The sequence below is a fragment of the Nocardioides panzhihuensis genome (assembly GCF_013408335.1).
Classification (GTDB): Bacteria; Actinomycetota; Actinomycetes; order Propionibacteriales; family Nocardioidaceae; genus Nocardioides; species Nocardioides panzhihuensis.
On record NZ_JACBZR010000001.1, the window covers coordinates 696891 to 714186 of the forward strand.

General features: G+C 69.2%; 15 protein-coding genes and 1 pseudogene. 10 read left to right on the forward strand and 6 right to left on the reverse strand.

Annotated elements, in window-relative coordinates:
* Positions 1–53: 53 nt before the first annotated feature.
* The 3 genes from BJ988_RS03195 to BJ988_RS03205 are packed head-to-tail and all read left to right on the forward strand — an operon-like array spanning position 54 to position 4624.
* The gene (locus BJ988_RS03195; protein WP_179656678.1) at positions 54–2111 is read left to right on the forward strand and encodes an oxidoreductase; all 2058 of its coding nucleotides are present in this window, start codon (positions 54–56) and stop codon (positions 2109–2111) included.
* Positions 2112–2148: 37 nt separating this feature from the next.
* Positions 2149–3291, forward strand: coding sequence for an FAD-binding oxidoreductase (locus tag BJ988_RS03200; RefSeq protein ID WP_218860564.1), 1143 nt, complete (start codon positions 2149–2151; stop codon positions 3289–3291).
* Between the two features lie 10 nt (positions 3292–3301).
* The gene (locus BJ988_RS03205; RefSeq protein WP_218860566.1) at positions 3302–4624 is read left to right on the forward strand and encodes an FAD-dependent oxidoreductase; all 1323 of its coding nucleotides are present in this window, start codon (positions 3302–3304) and stop codon (positions 4622–4624) included.
* Here the strand turns inward: BJ988_RS03205 and BJ988_RS03210 are convergent.
* Entirely contained in the window at positions 4621–5097 is a 477-nt protein-coding gene (locus BJ988_RS03210) for a DinB family protein (protein WP_179656679.1), read from the reverse strand. The two genes, BJ988_RS03205 and BJ988_RS03210, sit on opposite strands and share 4 nt — an antisense overlap.
* Before the next feature lie 69 nt (positions 5098–5166).
* On the opposite strand from BJ988_RS03210, the gene BJ988_RS03215 reads away from it, so the two are divergent.
* Positions 5167–5361: a helix-hairpin-helix domain-containing protein gene (locus BJ988_RS03215; protein WP_179656680.1), complete on the forward strand. Its 195-nt coding sequence runs from the start codon at positions 5167–5169 to the stop codon at positions 5359–5361.
* Here the strand turns inward: BJ988_RS03215 and BJ988_RS03220 are convergent.
* Positions 5345–5527 carry a hypothetical protein gene (locus tag BJ988_RS03220; protein ID WP_218860568.1) on the reverse strand — a complete coding sequence of 61 codons (183 nt, stop codon included), beginning with the start codon at positions 5525–5527 and terminating at the stop codon, positions 5345–5347. The genes BJ988_RS03215 and BJ988_RS03220 overlap by 17 nt on opposite strands.
* 169 nt (positions 5528–5696) lie before the next feature.
* Between BJ988_RS03220 and BJ988_RS03225 the strand changes: the two genes are divergently transcribed.
* The gene (locus BJ988_RS03225; protein WP_179656681.1) at positions 5697–6374 is read left to right on the forward strand and encodes a phosphatase PAP2 family protein; all 678 of its coding nucleotides are present in this window, start codon (positions 5697–5699) and stop codon (positions 6372–6374) included.
* A gap of 11 nt (positions 6375–6385) precedes the next feature.
* On the opposite strand, the gene recQ is transcribed toward BJ988_RS03225, so the two are convergent.
* Together recQ and BJ988_RS03235 are read right to left on the reverse strand one after the other, a co-directional pair.
* On the reverse strand, positions 6386–8227 hold the full coding sequence (gene recQ, locus BJ988_RS03230; protein ID WP_343051436.1) for a DNA helicase RecQ: 1842 nt from the start codon (positions 8225–8227) through the stop codon (positions 6386–6388).
* Between the two features lie 31 nt (positions 8228–8258).
* Entirely contained in the window at positions 8259–10739 is a 2481-nt protein-coding gene (locus BJ988_RS03235) for an MMPL family transporter (protein WP_179656682.1), read from the reverse strand.
* A gap of 112 nt (positions 10740–10851) precedes the next feature.
* On the opposite strand from BJ988_RS03235, the gene BJ988_RS03240 reads away from it, so the two are divergent.
* Genes BJ988_RS03240 through BJ988_RS03250 form a run of 3 tightly spaced genes read left to right on the forward strand, consistent with a single transcriptional unit; the run spans position 10852 to position 12340 of the window.
* Entirely contained in the window at positions 10852–11430 is a 579-nt protein-coding gene (locus BJ988_RS03240; RefSeq protein ID WP_179656683.1) for a TetR/AcrR family transcriptional regulator, read from the forward strand.
* Between the two features lie 55 nt (positions 11431–11485).
* On the forward strand, positions 11486–11938 hold the full coding sequence (locus BJ988_RS03245) for a methyltransferase family protein (RefSeq protein ID WP_179656684.1): 453 nt from the start codon (positions 11486–11488) through the stop codon (positions 11936–11938).
* Between the two features lie 6 nt (positions 11939–11944).
* Positions 11945–12340, forward strand: a complete 396-nt coding sequence (locus BJ988_RS03250; protein ID WP_179656685.1) for a VOC family protein — start codon at positions 11945–11947, stop codon at positions 12338–12340.
* Positions 12341–13175: 835 nt separating this feature from the next.
* On the opposite strand, the pseudogene BJ988_RS03255 reads toward BJ988_RS03250, so the two are convergent.
* Positions 13176–14114: pseudogene (locus tag BJ988_RS03255) on the reverse strand (integrase core domain-containing protein); the annotation flags it as partial.
* A 226-nt stretch (positions 14115–14340) separates the two neighbouring features.
* Here BJ988_RS03255 and BJ988_RS03260 point away from each other — a divergent pair.
* Together BJ988_RS03260 and BJ988_RS03265 are read left to right on the forward strand one after the other, a co-directional pair.
* Positions 14341–15603 (forward strand): HNH endonuclease signature motif containing protein, encoded by a 1263-nt coding sequence (locus BJ988_RS03260; RefSeq protein WP_179656686.1) that lies wholly within the window; start codon positions 14341–14343, stop codon positions 15601–15603.
* 445 nt (positions 15604–16048) lie between these two features.
* Positions 16049–16345, forward strand: a complete 297-nt coding sequence (locus BJ988_RS03265; protein WP_343051438.1) for a GNAT family N-acetyltransferase — start codon at positions 16049–16051, stop codon at positions 16343–16345.
* Positions 16346–16358: 13 nt separating this feature from the next.
* On the opposite strand, the gene BJ988_RS03270 is transcribed toward BJ988_RS03265, so the two are convergent.
* Complete coding sequence (locus BJ988_RS03270) at positions 16359–17267, reverse strand: hypothetical protein (protein WP_179656687.1); 909 nt, start codon at positions 17265–17267, stop codon at positions 16359–16361.
* Between the last annotated feature and the right edge of the window lie 29 nt (positions 17268–17296).

Below are 17296 nucleotides of genomic sequence, written 5' to 3' on the forward strand. Positions count from 1 at the left end.
GGAACAGAAACGTGCGCTTTTCTTGAACAGTGTCGGAGCGCCACGCTGGTCCTGTGTCCCCCAGCGCCGATCCCCTCCTGACGAGCTACCAGCTCCGCGGCCTCACGCTGCGCAACCGTGTGGTGAGCACCTCCCACGAGCCGGCGTACACCGAGGACGGCATGCCGAAGGACCGCTACCGCCTCTATCACTTGGAGAAGGCGCGCGGCGGGGTCGGGCTCACCATGATCGGCGGCTCCGCGGTGGTCTCGCCGGACAGCCCGCCGGCGTTCGGCAACATGCTGCTCTACCGCGACGAGGTCGTCCCTTGGTTGCGCCGGCTCTCCGACGACGTCCATGAGGCCGGCGCCGCGGTGATGTGCCAGATCACGCATCTGGGGCGACGTACGAGCAGCTACACCGGCGACTGGCTGCCGCTGGTCTACCCGTCGCGGCTGCGCGAGCCGCAGCACCGCTCGTTCCCGAAGGCCGCCGAGGCGTGGGACCTGGACCGGATCGTGGGCCACTACGCCGAGGCGGCCGCGCGGTGTCAGGCGGCTGGCCTCGACGGGATCGAGGTCGAGTCCTACGGCCACCTCTTCGACGCCTGGGTCTCGCCGGCCACCAACCTCCGCTCCGACGAGCTCGGCGGAGACCCGGAGGCGCGGCTGGCCTTTCCGCTGCGGGTCCTGGGTGCGATCCGGGCCGCCGTCGGCCCCGACTTCGTGGTCGGCCTCAGGATGGCGATGGACGAGGACCTGCCTTCCGGTCTCGGGCTGGACGACACCGAGCAGGTGATGCGCCGCTATGTCGACGAGGGCGTCGACTTCCTCTCCGTGATCAAGGGCGGCATCGACACCGACGCCCGCCTGGCCGCGGCGATCCCCTCGATGGGCACGCCATCGGCGCCGTTCCTCGACTTCGTCGGGGAGGTACGCCGCCGGGTCGATGTCCCGGTCATGCACGCCGCCCGGATCAACGACGTCGCGACCGCGCGCTACGCGATCCGGGAGGGGCTCCTCGATCTCGTCGGGATGACCAGGCCTCAGCTCGCCGACCCGCACCTGGTCGCCAAGGTCGCCCGCGGCGAGGAGGATCGGATCCGGCCGTGCGTGGGGGCGAGCTACTGCCTGGACGCGATCTATGAGTCCGGCGACGCCAAGTGCATCCACAACCCCGCGACCGGGCGTGAGCAGTCGCTGCCCCACCTCACGCCCCCAGCGCCCCGTCGTCGCCGGGCGGTGGTGATCGGTGCCGGCCCCGCCGGGCTCGAGGCCGCTCGCGTCCTCGGTGAGCGCGGCCACGCCGTCACCGTCCTCGAGGCCGCCGATCGACCAGGTGGTCAGCTCCTGCTGGCCTCCTCGACCGGACGCCGCCGCGACCTGATCGGCATCGTCGACTGGCGGGTCACCGAGGCGAAGCACAGCGGGGTCGACTTCCGGCTCGGCATCTACGCCGACGCCGACCTCGTCCGCAGCCTCGACCCGGACATCGTGGTCGTGGCCACCGGCGGCCTCCCCGACCGCTCGTGCGTCCCGATGGGAGCCGAGCTGGTCAACGACACCTGGGACGTGCTCGACGGGACGCTGACCGCCGGGAACGGTTCGGTGCTCGTCTATGACGACAACGGCGCCGAGCCCGCGCTCGACGCGGCCGAGCAATTGGCGACCCTGGGCGGCCAGGTCGAGCTGGTCACCCCGGAGCGCATGATCGGCATCTCCGTCGGCTCGATGAACAGCCCGGCCTATCTCGGGGCCTTCGCCGCGCACGACGTCACTCTCACGGTGGCCCGTCGGCTGGCCGCGGTGCGCCGCGCGCCCGCGGGCTCCGATCACCGGCTGATCGCCACCCTCATCAGCGAGTACGCAGAAGGCGCCGAGGTCGAGAGGCATGTCGACCATGTCGTGGTCGAGCACGGCACCACCCCCAACGACGAGCTCTACTTCGACCTCGTCCCCGGATCGATCAACCTCGGTGAGGTCGACCAGGCGGCACTCCTGTCCGGCACGCCGCAGACGGCGTCCCGCAACACGGCGGGCAGCTACCAGCTGTTCCGGGTCGGCGACGCCGTCGCCAGCCGGAACGTCCATGCCGCGGTCTACGACGCCCTGCGGCTGTGCTTGACCATCTAGCGCCTGACGACCCGAGCAGAACCATGGGAGCGATGAGATGACAGAGATGGAGCAGATGACCGAGCCGTGGCCTGTTGACGCGGCGCCGCTGCCGACGTCGGCGCTCTATGCCGTCCCGTCCCCGCTGGGAGCCGGGATCCTGCCCGAGGAGCGGCCGTTCGAGGGTGAGCTGTGGTGCCGTCGGGTGCGCAGGGTGACCCACGACGTGGTCGAGGTGACCCTGGCGCCGGTGAACGGCGAGGAGTTCGCCTTCGCGCCCGGGCAGTATCTGACGCTGCGCGCCACGATCGAGGGTGAGCAGGTCGAGCGGTGCTACACGATCTCATCGCCGCCGACCCGGCCGCACCTGCTCACCATCACCGTCAAGCGCGTCCCCGACGGGCCGATGTCCGGCTGGCTCCACGACCGGCTGGCGGTCGGCGACCGGCTGTGGGCGAGCGGGCCGATGGGCGGGTTCTCGGTCCGGGAGCACCCCTCGTCGTCCTACCTGCTGCTCTCGGGCGGCAGCGGCATCACGCCGACCCTCTCGACGCTGCGGACGCTGGCCGATCTCGCCGAGTCCGCCGACGTCGTGGTCGTCCACCATGCCCGTACGCCGGCCGATCTCATCGAGCGCGCCGAGCTCGAGGCGCTGGCTTCGACCCATGGCGGGACCAGCGTCGTGTGGGTCGTCGACCAGCCGGATGCGTCCTGGCACGGGCCGACCGGGCTGATGAGCCCCGAACAGCTCGCCGACCTGGTGTCTGACCTGGGCGAACGCGAGGTCTTCTGCTGCGGTCCGGCGGGCTACATGGGCGCCGCGCGGGCGGCGTTCGAGACGCTGGGCGGCGAGCCGGCACAGTGGCACGAGGAGAGCTTCGTCCTCGCCGAGCCGCCTCCCGCGAGCGAGGAGCCGGCCGCGGAGCGGGCGGTCGGGGCTGCGTACCAGGTCCGGCTGCAGCGCAGCGGCCGCGACCTCGAGTGCGCTCCCGACGAGACTGTTCTGGATGCGGTGAAGGCCGCCGGTGTACGCCTGCCGTCATCGTGTACGCAGGGGATGTGCGGCACCTGCAAGTCGACCCTCCTCTCCGGCGAGGTCGACATGAACCACGCGGGCGGCATCCGACCGCGCGAGGTGGCCGCCGGCAAGTTCCTGCCATGCTGTTCGAAGCCGCTGGGAGACCTTGTCATCGACATCTGAGGAGACCTACGTGACCGAAAGCGCCCGGAAGATGGGAGCCGATGCCATCGTCGTCGGCTCGGGCGTGATCGGATCCGCCGTGGCGTACGAGCTGGCTCGTGGTGGTCGCGACGTGCTGGTCCTCGACAAGGGGGCCGGTGCGGGGTTCGGGTCGACCAGCGCCTCGAGCGCGGTGATCCGCTTCCTCTACTCCACCTACGACACGACGGCGACGGCGTGGGAGGCGAAGTTCATGTGGGAGCGGTGGGCCGACCACCTCGGTCTCGACGCCGCCGAGGTGCCGCTGGCGCGCTTCCATCGCACCGGTGGGCTCCATCTCGATGTCCCGATTGTGCCGGTCGGGCCGAGCATCGAGCGACTGGCCGCCGTCGGGGTGCCGTTCACCTACCTGAGGCCGGACGAGCTCTCGACGAGGTTCCCGCAGCTCGACGTGGGTGCCTACTGGCCCAACAAGCCGATCACCGACGATGCGTTCTACTCGGAGACGACCGTCTCTCTGGGGGCGATCTACACCCCGGATGCCGGTTACGTGGACGACCCACGGTTGGCCGCCGACAACCTGGCCGAGGCTGCCCGGCATCGTGGTGCGCGCACCGTCTACCGCGCGGAGGTGGTCACCGCCGACCGGATGGGTGAGACGTGGAGGCTGGGGCTCGCCGACGGCCGCAGCGCCGAGGCGCCGGTCGTCGTCAACGCCGCCGGGCCGTGGTCGGGCGGCTTCAACCGCCTGGCCGGGGTGGGGGAGGAGTTCACGATCGGAGTGCGGCCGCTGCGGCAGGAGGTGCACCAGGTCACCCAGCCGCCGGGCTACGGCACCGACGAGGCGCCCGGGTCGGCGGTCTTCGACATCGACCTGGGGACGTACATGCGACCCGGTCCGGGTGGCGCCTGGGTCGTCGGTGGCACCGAGCCGGAGTGCGACCCCTTCGAGTGGCTGGATTCGCCCGACGAGGCGAACGCACACGTCACCCGGGAGCGCTACGACGCCCAGGTGACCCGCGCCGCCCGACGGCTGCCCGAGCTCCGGGTGCCCAACCAGCCCTCCGGCGTCGTCGGCGTCTACGACGTGGCCGACGACTGGACCCCGATCTACGACCGCACCGACGCGGACGGCTTCTACGTCGCGATGGGCACCAGCGGCAACCAGTTCAAGAACGCCCCGATCGCCGGCCGGTTCCTCGCTGCCATCGTCTCGGCCGTCGAGGACGGCCACGACCACGACGCCGACCCGGTCATCTACACCGGCGAGCACACCGGCCTGAAGATCGACCTCGGCGCCTTCTCCCGGAAGCGGCCGGTCAACGAGGCCACCACGCGGACGGTGCTCGGTTAGGCCGTTCGGGCTGCCTGGATCTGCTCGACGAGGATGTCGCCGTGGCCGGCATGGCGGGCCAGCTCCTGGATCATGTGCGCGTAGACGAACCGCAGCGTCACCTGCTTCCCGTGCCAGGGGAACGCCTCGTCCAGCTCATGCGCGGCGGCGACTTGGCGGGAGTGCTCGCAGGCCGCGAGGTAGGCGGCGCGGACGGACTCGACGGTGTCCTCCGCATCGAGCACGAAGCTCTCGTCGACCGTGTCAGGTAGCCCGATCTCCTCGCGCGACACGTTTGCGACCCGCGAGTGGAACCACACCTTCTCCACGAAGGTCGCATGCTTCACCAGCCCCAGCGGTGTGGTCAGCGACGGGACGAGCTTCCTGCGCGCTTCCTCATCGTCGAGGTCCGCGAGGATCTCGGAGATCTCGTTCCGCTGGATGTCGACCATCCCCTCGAGAAGGTCGCGCTCGCCCGCCTGTCCGATGCTCATGGGCGCAGGCTAGTGGCTGTTCACCTCGGTGCTCGCGCGCGGGTGCGGGTGAGCCGTAGCCTGATCCACATGTCGACGACCGACGATGCCGGACCGCTCTTCGACGGGGTGAAGATCGGTCGACCCGCCACCGGGGGACTGCTGGCGGCGGGCTACCGCACGCTCTCCGATCTCCCCGACGACCTGGACAGTCTGTTGGCCGTTCACGGGGTCGGGCCCAGCGCTGTGCGCCGGCTGCGCGAGGCGGTCAGCAGCGCTCCATGACGTACGCCTCGGCCCGCCGCCGGTCCCAACCTCGCGCCTCGCCGAGCCCCTGCACGAGCATCGCGACGTACGCAGCGGACGGCCGTGTGTGCGGGACCGCGTCGAAGCCGTGCGGAGCCACCGAGCAGATAGGTGCCGAGACGGTCGCGACACATGTTCGATCCATAGCTGACGTACCAGACCTCGGGACTCATCGCGGTAGACCCTAACGAGGGTGACCGACGCCACCCACAGGGAACCCGGCTTGGACATAGGACGCTCGGGGCATCTAGCGTCGTATGACTGTGAACCGACCTCGGAGGCTCATATCGGTATCAGCGCTGGGCGGGGCGCTGGTGTTGCTGACCATCCTCGCCGCCGGACCGCTGCAGGACGTCGACACCCACGGTCACGAGTTCTGGAGCCGGATGCTGCCGCCGGAGGTGCACTACGTCCTCCAGCACATCCTCGACCCGATCGCCGGTCAGGCAGTGTGCCTGCCCGTGCTCGCGACCGTCGCCGTCGTGGTCGCCTACCGTCGGCGCAGCTGGCGGCCGATCATCTGCGCCGCCGCCGCTGAGGCCGCCTTCTACGTGGGCGTCGGTGGCTTCAAGGTGCTGCTGGCGCGCCCGGCTCCCACGGAGCAGGACGCGGAGTTCTTCGCCGGCGGGATCCTGAAGGACGGCTGGCACGGGATCAGCTATCCGTCCGGCCACGCCGCCGAGGCGGTCCTGATCTACGGCATGGCGGTCTATCTGATCGCGCGCTACACCGCCGCCTCGCGGACCACCGTGCGGTTCCTCGCTGTCGGCGTCGGCGTGATCGCGCTGAACGCGGTCGCCGTCTCCTACACCCTCGGCTGGCACTGGGCCAGCGACCTCTTCGCGGGCCTGCTGACCGGCGGCCTGCTGCTGCGGCTGCTGGTCTGGTGGGACACCGAGGCCGCCGCTCGGCAACGCGAAGCGCAGGAGCTGGCCGCCGCCCGCCCGCTCGTGCCGGCCAGCTATGCGCGGACCGAGAAGCTGGCGGCCTAGGGCCGGACCGCTCAGAGAGCGGCGAGCACCCCGTCGGCGTACTTCTCCAGCTTCGCCTCGCCGATCCCGCTGATCGTGCCGAGCTCGTCGCGGCTGGCCGGCAGCCGGGTGGCGATCTCGCGGAGGGTGGCGTCGTGGAAGACGACGTACGCAGGCACGCCCTGCTCCTTGGCGACCTCGCCGCGCCATGCGCGCAGGCGCTCGAAGACCTCGGCGGCCTCCGGGGACAGGTCGGCGGCTGCGACCTTGGGCTTGCGCTCGCCGGAGCTGCTGCGCCGGGCCTGCCGCGGCGGCTCCTTGCGGAGCATCAGCTGCTGCTCCGAGCGGAGCACCGGACCGGCGGCGTCGGCCACCGAGAAGACCCCGTAGCGGGTGTCGACCGCGAGCATCTCCCGGGCCAGGAGCTGGCGGATGACCGAGTGCCAGTCGCTCTCGGCGATGTCGGTGCCGATGCCGAAGACCGAGAGCTCGTCGTGGCGGAACTGGCGGACCTTCTCGGTCTCCTTGCCCCGCAGGATGTCGACGATCTGCCCGGCGCCGAAGCGCTGTCCGTTGCGCTCGCGGTCGAGCCGGATCACGGTGGAGAGGACCTTCTGGGCGGGGACGGTGCCGTCCCAGGACTCCGGCGGCGTCAGGCAGGTGTCGCAGTTGCCGCAGGGCTCCGTGGCCTGGCCGAAGTAACGCAGCAGCTGCACCCGCCGGCAGTCGACGGTCTCGCACAGCGCCAGCATCGCGTTGAGGTTCTGGCCGAGCCGGTGCTTGTGGGCCCGGTCGCCCTCGGAGGTCTCGATCATCTGCCGCTGCTGGACGACGTCGGCCAGCCCGTAGGCCAGCCATGCGGTCGACGGCTGTCCGTCACGTCCGGCTCGGCCGGTCTCCTGGTAGTAGCCCTCGACCGACTTGGGCAGGTCGAGATGGGCCACGAAACGTACGTCAGGCTTGTCGATCCCCATCCCGAAGGCGATCGTGGCGACCATGACGATGCCGTCCTCGCGGAGGAAGCGGGACTGGTTCTGCGCGCGGGTCCGGGCGTCGAGACCCGCGTGGTAGGGGAGCGCGGGGATCCCGGCGCCGACCAGCGTCGCGGCGGTGCGCTCGACCGAGTTGCGGGAGAGGCAGTAGACGATGCCGGCCTCGCCGGGGTGCTCGGCGCGGATCAGGTCGAGGAGCTGCTTGGCGGGCTTGTCCTTCGGAGCGATCCGGTACTGGATGTTGGGCCGGTCGAAGGAGGCCACGAAGTGGCGGGCGTCCTCGAGGTTGAGCCGGGTGGCGATCTCGCGGCGTGTCTCCGCGGTCGCGGTCGCGGTCAGCGCGATCCGCGGCACCTCCGGCCAGCGCTCGTGCACGTGTGAGAGCTGCAGATAGTCGGGCCGGAAGTCGTGACCCCACTGCGAGACGCAGTGGGCCTCGTCGATGGCGAACAGCGAGATCTTGGCCTGATCGAGCAGTCGCCCGGTCTCCGGCACCCGCAGCCGCTCGGGGGCGAGGTAGAGCAGGTCCAGCTCGCCGGCGAGCAGAGCCTGCTCCACCTGCTGCCGCTCATGGGGCATCTGGGTGGAGTTGAGGAACCCGGCGCGCACCCCCAGGGCGGAGAGCGCGTCGACCTGGTCCTGCATCAGCGCGATCAGCGGCGAGACGACCACGCCGGTGCCGGGCCGGACCAGCGACGGGATCTGGTAGCACAGCGACTTGCCGCCACCGGTCGGCATCAGCACCAGCGCATCACCGCCGGTGGCCACGTGCGCGACGATCTCGGCCTGGTCGCCGCGGAACTCGTCGTATCCGAAGACACGGCGCAGGACATCCAGCTCCGGGGTCAAGTCCGCGCTTCGCGCGGTCACTTCCTCGCTCACGCGGGTGACCTTACCGGCCGCCACCGACACCTCAGACGCTGATCTGCTCTCGTTTCGCCGTGGCCTCGTCGGCGGCGGTGGAGCCGTGGGCGCGCTCGAGCGCGGCACCTTCGACGTCCATGTTCGGGAGGATGCGGTCGAGCCACTTCGGCAGCCACCACGCGGAGCCGCCGAGCAGGTGCATCAGGGCCGGCATGAGCAGCATCCGGACGATGAAGGCGTCGAGCAGCACACCGAGAGCGAGGCCGAAGCCCATCGAGCGGATCATCACCGACTCGGCGAAGATGAACCCTCCGAAGACGGAGACCATGATCAGCCCGGCCGCGATCACGACCGAGCGCCCGGCCCGGAAGCCCTGGGCGACGGCGACGCGGGCCGGCGCGCCGTGGACGTACGCCTCCCGCATCCCGGTGGCCAGGAACAGCTGGTAGTCCATCGCCAGGCCGAAGAGGATCCCGACCAGCAGGATCGGCAGGAAGCTCAGGATCGGTCCGGTGCTGTCGAGACCGATCAGCTCGGCACCGATGCCCTTCTGGAAGACCGCGACCACCATGCCGTACGTCGCCAGCAGGGAGAGCACGAAGCCACCGGTCGCGATGAGCGGCACCAGGATCGAGCGGAAGACCAGGATCAGGATCAGCAGGGAGAGTCCGACGACGACGCCGAGGTAGGGGAGGAGTACGTCGGTGAGCCCCTGGGACACGTCGATCGCGACCGCGGTGGCGCCGGCGACGCCGAGGGTGATGTCGCCGTTGACCGCCGGAATCTCCCTGATCGCGTCGACCAGCTCGTTGGTGGAGACGCTGTTGGGGCCCTCTTCGGGGACGACCTGGAAGGCGGCCGTGCGACCGTCCTCGGAGACCGCCACAGGAGCCACGGCGCGGACGTCGTCGAGGTCTGCCAGCGTGCTGGCGACCGTCAGCTGTGCTTGCTGGACGCCGGACTCGCTGAGTCCGTCGGGCAGCTCGGCGGCGACCAGCAGCGGGCCGTTGGCGCCGGCACCGAAGCTGTCCTCGGTGATCGTGTAGGCGGTCTTGGCCAGCGAACCCTCGGGCTCCGAGCCGCCGTCGGGCAGGCCGAGGCGCATGTCGAGAGCGGGGACGGCGAGGGCGAGCAGAGCGATCACGGAGGCGACGACCGTGACCAGCGCGCGCCAGGTCGGCATCGGCTTGGCGTGGGCCTCGGCGGCGTCCTGCTTGCTGACCTTCTTCCGCGCTCGCTTGGAGACGATGCGACCGCCGACGAGCCCGAGGATCGCCGGGGTCAGCGTGATCGCGACCAGGACGGCGATCGCGACGCAGGCGGCGCCGACCGATCCCATCAGGCCGAGGAACGGGATGCCGGTCATGTTGAGCGCGACCAGCGCGACGATCACGGTGGACCCGGCGAAGACGACGGCGGTGCCGGCGGTGCCGTTGGCCAGCGCGATCGACTCGGTGACGTCTGAGCCGTGGAGCAGCTGCTTGCGGTGGCGGTTGAGGATGAAGAGCGAGTAGTCGATGCCGACGGCGAGGCCGAGCATCAGGCCGAGGATCGGGGTCATCGAGGCCATCTGGAGAGCGCCGGAGAGGGAGAGCGCTCCGAGGGCACCGATGCCGACGCCGGTCAGTGCGGTGATCAGCGGGACGCCGGCACCGATGATGGTGCCGAGCATGACCAGCAGGACGATCGCGGCGACGCCGACGCCGACGATCTCGCCCGGCCCCATCGGGTTGGGTGCCTCCTGGGAGATGTCGGCGGAGACGCCGACCTCGATCCCGTCGATCGGGTCGTCGGTGAAGTGGTCGACGGTGGCCTTCTTGGTCTCCTCGGACATCTCCAGACGGCCGACGGAGTAGGCGACGTTGACCAGGGCGGCCGACCCGTCTGCGGAGACCATCCGGATCTCCTCGGAGAGCTCCAGCAGCTGGGCGCCGTTCTCGGCCTCGGCGGCGTTGGTCTCGAGGTCGGCGGCGCTGTCGTCGAGCTTCGACTGCTGCTTGTCGAGGGCGGCCTGCTGGGCGTCGATCTGGGTGGTCGGCAGCCCGGCGGCCTCCGTCTGGGCGCGAGCCTCGTCGATGTCGGCCTGGGCCTTGTCGAGCCTCGCCTGAGCCTGCTCGAGCCTGCTGCGGCCGGCCTCGAGCCTGGTCTGTCCCTCGACGACCTTCTCGGCCTGCGCCTCGCGCTGGGCCTCGGTCTGGAACGGGTCGGTGACCGCGGCGACGTCGGGGAGGCCCTCGGCGCTGGTGATCAGCGCCTGGATCTCCTGCTTCTGGGTAGCGCTGAGCGGGCTGCCGTCCTCGGTCCGGAAGACGATGGTGCCGGAGCCGCCGGCCAGATCGGGCAGCCCCTCCTGGAGCTCGTCGACGACCTCGGACGAGGGCAGCCCCGGGATGTCGAAGCTGGTGGTGAGGTCGCCGGACCAGGCGACGTACGCCCCGGCGGCGCCGGACAGCGCCAGCACCCAGGCAAGGATCACAAGCCAGGCGCGGCGCGCGGCCGTCTTGCCCAATCGATACAACAGCTCCGCCATGGCGGCATCCCTCCGGTTATTCGCAACGGTGCGTCCAGTAAATCACCTGCACCCTGGTGGACAAGGATCGCTGAGCGAGTGATGGGTCACATCTACGCATAGGATGCCGCTCATGCCAGCGTCAACAGGAGCTCGCCGTCGAGGCGCCGTACGCAGCGAGGAGGCTCGTCTCGCGGTGCTCGAGGCGACCGGGCGGCTCTTCGCGGCGCGGGGCTACGACCATCTCACCATCGAGGGCATCGCGGCCGAGGCGAGCGTCTCCAAGCAGACGATCTACCGCTGGTGGTCCTCTAAGAGCGCGGTCGTGGCCGATGCCCTGATCGCGGACATGCTGCTGCCCGACCGCCCGGTCGTACCCGACACCGGGGACATCCGCGCCGACCTGATCGCGTGGATGCAGGATCTCATCGACCTCGTCGCCCAGCCCGGCAACGACGGTCTCGTCCGCTCGCTCGTCGCCGCCGCCTGCGAGAGCCCCGACATCGGCGCCCGGCTCAACGACGCCCTCGGCATCACCGCGACCGTCTCCACCCGCATCGAGACCGCGGTCGCGGTCGGCCAGCTGCCGGCCGATCTGCCGGCCATGGAGTTCGTGCGCGCCCTCGTCGGCGGCTTCGTGCTCCACTCCCTCGAGCGCACCGAGCCCGCCCCGGATGCCGCCGAACGCCTGGTCCGGGCCCTGCTCCACTAGGAACTACCCAGGAAAGAGGGCGTGCCGGCCTGTCGTCCGGGCTACGGTGGAAGGTATGCCGAAGGTGCCTCCGCCCGTCTACGTCGCTGCAGGCCTGGCTGCCCAGCATCTGCTCGCTGCACGAGGCCGACCGACAGCGGTGAGATCCGTCGCCGCCGGCGCCCTCGCGGCTGCATCGGTCTATGTGGCAGCCAGCGCGGTGCATGCGTTCAGTCGCAAGCACACCACGGTGAATCCGTTGGAGCCCGAGCGCACCACCGCCGTCGTCACCGACGGCCCGTTCCGCTACACCCGCAACCCGATGTACGTCAGCATGACCGGCGTCCTCACCGCTCACGCGCTGCTGCGTGGCGGGTGGCTCCCGCTGGTCCCCGTCGCCGCGTTCGTCGCGGCCATGGACCGCATCCAGATCCCCGCGGAGGAGCACGCACTGGCGTGGAGCTTCGGCCGGACCTACGACGACTACCGCGGCACCACGCCCCGCTGGCTCGGTCCGCCCCGGAGTTGAGGCAGCGTGGCTGAGCTGCTCCACACCGTCCTCGACACCACCGACGTACGCCGCCTCGCGGAGTTCTACCGCCAGCTCCTCGGTCTCGTCTACCGGCCGGGCGACGAGGAGCCTGGAGAAGACGACTGGCTCGTCCTGACGTGGCCCGACGGGCGTCGCGCGCTGGCGTTCAATCGGGTCGACGAGTCCGAGACGGCTCCGTCCGGCTGGCCTGCGCCTGGGGCGGTCAAGCACATGCATCTCGACACGGTCGTAAGTTCTGTCGAGGAGCTGGATGCTGAGCATTCTCGTGTGCTCGGGTTGGGGGCTGAGCTTCGGTACGACCGGTCTGGTGATCCTGAGGAGCCGTTGCGGGCTTATGCGGATCCTGCTGGGCATGTCTTCTGCATCTTCGTTGGGTAAGGCTTCTGCCCGGCTCGACCTCATCCCCGCTGGTCGAGACCTCATCCCCGCTGGTCGAGACCCCGACCTCCGCTGGTCGAGACCCCGACCTCCGCTGGTCGAGAGCCCCTCGCCCCGCTGGTTGAGCCGCCGGAGCCGCTAGGCGGAGGCGTGTCGAGACCAACACGGTTCCCTGCCGGATCGTCCCACCCGAGGGTCGGCCTGGGCCGCCGACCCGGCTTCGAGGGTCTTCTCGACGAACCCCGGAGTCAAGGACGGCCTTCGGCCGCCGGCTTCGCCGGCCGCTTCGCGGTCCTGGACACCGGGATCCGTCGAGAGAAGATTTGGCTGGCTATCGGGGCGGCGGCCCGGGTGTGGCGCAGCGAAGTCTCGCTTCGGAACGGTGCTGTTCGTGGGGTGGGAGGGTGGCCCTTCGGGCCACTTACCATCCACAAGTATGAGGTCGTTCTGTCTTGTCTCAGGACATCGGTGACAGTTCTGCATCAGGACATCGGTGACGTTTGATGTGTCAGGACATCGGTGACGTTTTGAGGTTTCCGGGGCCGGGGTTGAGGGGTCGCCCGTTGCCGACGTAGGTGACGCCTGGTGCGGGTCGGGTGTGCTCGATGAGGATCTCGCCGTCCAGATCGGCGATGGTGATGTTCTCACCGCTGGTGATGACCAGGACGTGTTCGTGACGACGTCCTCTGGCGACCTTGTACTGGACCTTGTCCAGGAAGAGTGTGCCGACGCAGGTCAATTTCCGAGCTTGGGTGTCGGGCGGCAGGTCGGTCGGGATCACCGCTGGTCGCGGTCGGTGGGCAGGGGTGAAGGGTGTCGGCGTGGGTCGCGGTGCCTCGGTCTTTTCGGTGGCCTCCCACGCCGTCTGCGGCGTGACGCGGCCAGGTAGCCCTTGATGGGGGCGCTGGGTGTTGTAGATCTGGTCGAATGTGTCGACTTGGGCCTGCAGCTCGGCCAGGCTGGCGGCGAGTGGTTGTTTGTCGAGGTAGCGAAACAGGGTCTGGTGGAAGCGTTCGTTCTTGCCCTGGGTGGTCGGCTTGTAGGGCTTGCCGGTGATGGGCTCGACTCCCAGCTCCATCGCTCGCACCACGAGACGGCCCAATATCCCGCGCCGGGTCGGATTCAGCGCCAGGCCGTTGTCGGACAGCAGACGTTGGGGCACGCCGTGGGCCGTGAGGGCCTTGTCGAAGACGGCGACCGCCGCATCGGAGGTCTCTGCCCACGCCACATGGGAAGCGACCGCGTAGCGGGAGTGGTCATCGATGAGCTGGAAGATCACGCACCTACGGCCCCTGGTCAAGACGTACTCGGTGGCATCCAGCTGCCAGCACGCGTTCGGTGCGGGGTACACGAACCGACGCCACGCCGAGCGGGGCTTCTTCCTCGGCTCAAGACGAGCCACACCAGCGGCACGGAAGATCCGTGCCAACGATGCGACCGAGGGGACCGGGTCGAGCCCCATCGCGTGCATCTTGTCGTGCACGCTGATCGGGCCGTGGTCCAGGCCCGAGGACTCCAGTGCCGCACGCACCTCAAGGGCTTGCTGCTTGACCACCTCGGTGATCCGAGAAGGGCTCGCCTGGGGCCGCCGGCTGCGGGGCTCAAGCGCTGGGGCCGCGCCCTCGGCGCGAACCCTGGCACGGATCGAGTAGAAGGTCTTGCGAGAAATCTCGTGCTCGGCACAGAAGGTCGTCACCGCTCCCCGCGGCGCATCACGTGGCCACTCCACGATCGCGAGACGGACACGAGGATCAACAGGCTCATTGGCAGGCACCACCCAAACCCAGCCAGAAGTGTCACCACCAAGGTGATTCGAAGTGTCACCGATGTCCTGATGCAGAACTGTCACCGATGTCCCGCGACATGACAAGTATGAGGTCGTTCGCTCACCGCGAAAACAAGGCTTGACCTGCGAATATAAGTAGAATCGAACGGTCGAAACGAGTAGAATCAGACCCATCACGACACGCCTCTACACGCCGGAGAGGAGGGCGGCCGCGATGAGTCTCGAACCCGAGATCAACCACTGGGGCACCAACCCTGTGGACCCGATCGACGCAGAGCTCGCTGCCCTGGAGTCCTCCCTCGACAACCTTCTCGCCAGGGACCCGGCCTACTGGCGCACCAGCCAAAAGAAAGACCGGCTGAAGCGCCTGGAGATCATCCAGGCCAAACAGGCCGCGCTGAAGCTCCGGATCCTCGCTGCTGCCGGTGACATCGCCGAAGAGACCGGCGCGAAAGACGTCTCGGGGTGGATGCTGACCGAGTTGCTGGTCGACAAGAAGATCGGCCGTGCTGAGGTGAAATTCGCCGCGGCGCTCGCGAAGTATGAGCTCGCTGCCGCCGGCCTCGCTGAGGGCGTGGTGTCCCAGGACAAGGCGAGGGTGATCACCAAGGCCCTCGAGGCGGTCGAGGCCGACCCGACTGCCAGTCGCGAGGATCTGGCCTACGCGGAGAAGCTGTTGGTCGATTACGCCACCCGGCTGACCGCTGACGACCTCAAGAACATCGGGAAGCGGATCCTGGTCGAGGTCGACCCCGAACGGTTCGAGGCCGCCGAAGCCAAAGCCCTGCAGCGCGAGGAAGAACAAGCCCAGCGGCGCACCTTCTTTCAATCCCGCGCCAACGGCGACGGGACGGTCGATATCCACGCCCGGGTCTCCTACGCGGTCGGGATGAGGCTGCGCACCCTCTTGGACTCCCTGGCCCAGCCGAGGAAGCTTTCCGCTGAGGACCGGGGCCGCAAGGCCCCCTATGACCGGCTGCTGGGCCAGGCCTTCGCCCGAGTCATCGAGACCTACGACATCGACCAGCTCCCCCGCCATGGTGGCCACGGCACCACGGTGTTCATCACCATGAACGTCGAGGACCTCCGCAACGACCTCGGCACCGCTGCGTTCGGGTTCGACGGCGACAAGATCACCGCCGCCGAGGCCCGCCGGATGGCCTGCAACGCCGACCTCATCCCCGTCGTCCTCGGCACAGACTCCGAGATCCTCGACTTCGGTCGCACCACCCGCCTGGCGCCCCCGGTCCAACACCGAGCACTCCGGCTACGGGACAAGTGCTGCCAGGCTGAGGACTGTGATGCACCAGCGGCCTGGACCGAGGCCCATCATCTGAAACCGTGGTCTCAAGGCGGCGGAACCGATCTCGCGAACATGGTGTTGTTGTGTCCGAGCGATCATCGCCGGATCCACGACCCCAACTACGACTATGAACGCCTCCCGGATGGGCGGATCCGGTTCAGTCGTCGCGTCTGAGCGCGCGCCCGGGCCTGCCCCTGTCTGCCGGTCCGACCTTGTGAAACATTCACAAGGTCGGGCCCTCTGTCCTAGCCGACGACCCGGCGACCTCCAGCAAGACACGGGAGCGCCCCCTTGCGAACGATTCACAAGGTGTCATCGTCTAGTACAGCGCCCCGCAAACCTCCCCTGGCAGGACCGGCCGGCCCCCGATCCCAATCCCGTACCCAACCCGAAATCCGCTGCGCCACACCCCGCCGCCGACCCGATAGCCAGCCAAATTTCTCGCCGGATCACGGTGTCAAGGACCGCGACAGCGGCCGGCGAAGCCGGCGGCCGAAGGCCGTCCTTGACTCCGGGATACGGCGAGAACACCATCCACAACGGGTCGGCGGCCCAACCCAACGAAGACGACCAGCCCCGAGCAGCCCCGAGCCCACCCACGCTGGGTGACAATAGGTGCGTGAGCGAGATCGAGTACGTAGACAACCCGGCCAAGCATCGTTACGAGATCCGCGACGGGGAGACCGTTGCGGGACTGGCGGCGTACCGCCTGCCGGACGACGAGCACGTGGACTTCGTGCACACCGAGGTGGGCGAGGCCTACAACGGGCAGGGGCTGGCCTCGAAGCTGGTGGCGTTCGCGCTGGCCGATGTGAGGGCGAAGGGGAAGCGGATCATTCCGCATTGCCCGTACGTCGCGAAGTGGCTCAAGCGGCACGGCGAGGAGTTCGCTGACATCACCGACTGGCCGGCTTGATCGGAAGGTTCGATCAGGTTTCTGTCGACTTCCGCGGCTCCAGGCCGAGCTTGGCCAGGGGAGTGCGGGTCATGTGTGCGGAGGGCCAGGCCTGGCCTCGCGAGGAGCCGCGGGAGTACGGCCTGGCGCCGGACTGGTAGGTCACGAAGAACTCTTCGCCGACCTCGGCGATGCCTTCGGCCAGGTTGGGTAGCCACTGCACGGCACGGGGGCGGATCGTGACTCGGTCCTGCACGATCAGCTGACTGCGTTTGGCCGGGCCGCGGGAGACGCTGAAGACGTACTCCTCCTCTCGGACCACGACGCCCTGCGTGCCGACGGGGGTGCGTACGCCGATCGGGGTCTTGATCTGCCAGGTGTCGTCCTTGCGGATGTACTTGTAGATCCGGTTGTTGGCGTGCGACCCCACGTAGAGGAGATCCTTCGTGGCTGCGAGGTAGGAGCCGGCGGCGAGGGCGACCAGCGGGGAGACGGTCGAGACGGTCGAGAGTGGTTCGGCGTGGATGATCTGCGCCAGCGAGTAGCGGTAGAGGCGGGGCGGGTTGCCTTCGCGGCACACGAAGACCTCGTCGCCGATGACCGCGACGCCGCCGGCGTTGACCGGGCCGCTGACGCTGCCCTTCGGGCCGCCCAGGTAGACGGCGCTGATGAGCTCGCCCGACGGCTTGTCGATCAGCGCGAGCGCAGAGCCGAGCTTGTCGCCGTAGTAGCCCTGCAGCAGGAGCTCGGCCTCGGGCGAGTACGCCAGGCCCTGGGGGATCCAGCCGTGGTCCTCGTCGCCGATGAGCACTCCCGCGGTGGCGATGTGCGGGATCAGCGGGCCGAGACTGCTGCCACTACGGCTCAGCCAGGACTCGGTGCGGTCGATGCCGCGTTGGACCCACTTCTGCTGCCTCTTCGCGGTCATCTTGGGGTCGATCACGAGCAAAAAATCTATCCGCTCCGACACCG

Coding starts and splice junctions, on each gene's coding strand:
- BJ988_RS03245 (WP_179656684.1), top strand. CDS start 11,486: ATGCCGAAGGTGCCTCCGCCCGTCTACGTCGCTGCAGGCCTGGCTGCC.
- BJ988_RS03220 (WP_218860568.1), bottom strand. CDS start 5,527: ATGGATCGAACATGTGTCGCGACCGTCTCGGCACCTATCTGCTCGGTG.
- BJ988_RS03260 (WP_179656686.1), top strand. CDS start 14,341: ATGAGTCTCGAACCCGAGATCAACCACTGGGGCACCAACCCTGTGGAC.
- BJ988_RS03215 (WP_179656680.1), top strand. CDS start 5,167: ATGTCGACGACCGACGATGCCGGACCGCTCTTCGACGGGGTGAAGATC.
- BJ988_RS03240 (WP_179656683.1), top strand. CDS start 10,852: ATGCCAGCGTCAACAGGAGCTCGCCGTCGAGGCGCCGTACGCAGCGAG.
- BJ988_RS03210 (WP_179656679.1), bottom strand. CDS start 5,097: ATGAGCATCGGACAGGCGGGCGAGCGCGACCTTCTCGAGGGGATGGTC.
- BJ988_RS03235 (WP_179656682.1), bottom strand. CDS start 10,739: ATGGCGGAGCTGTTGTATCGATTGGGCAAGACGGCCGCGCGCCGCGCC.
- BJ988_RS03200 (WP_218860564.1), top strand. CDS start 2,149: ATGACAGAGATGGAGCAGATGACCGAGCCGTGGCCTGTTGACGCGGCG.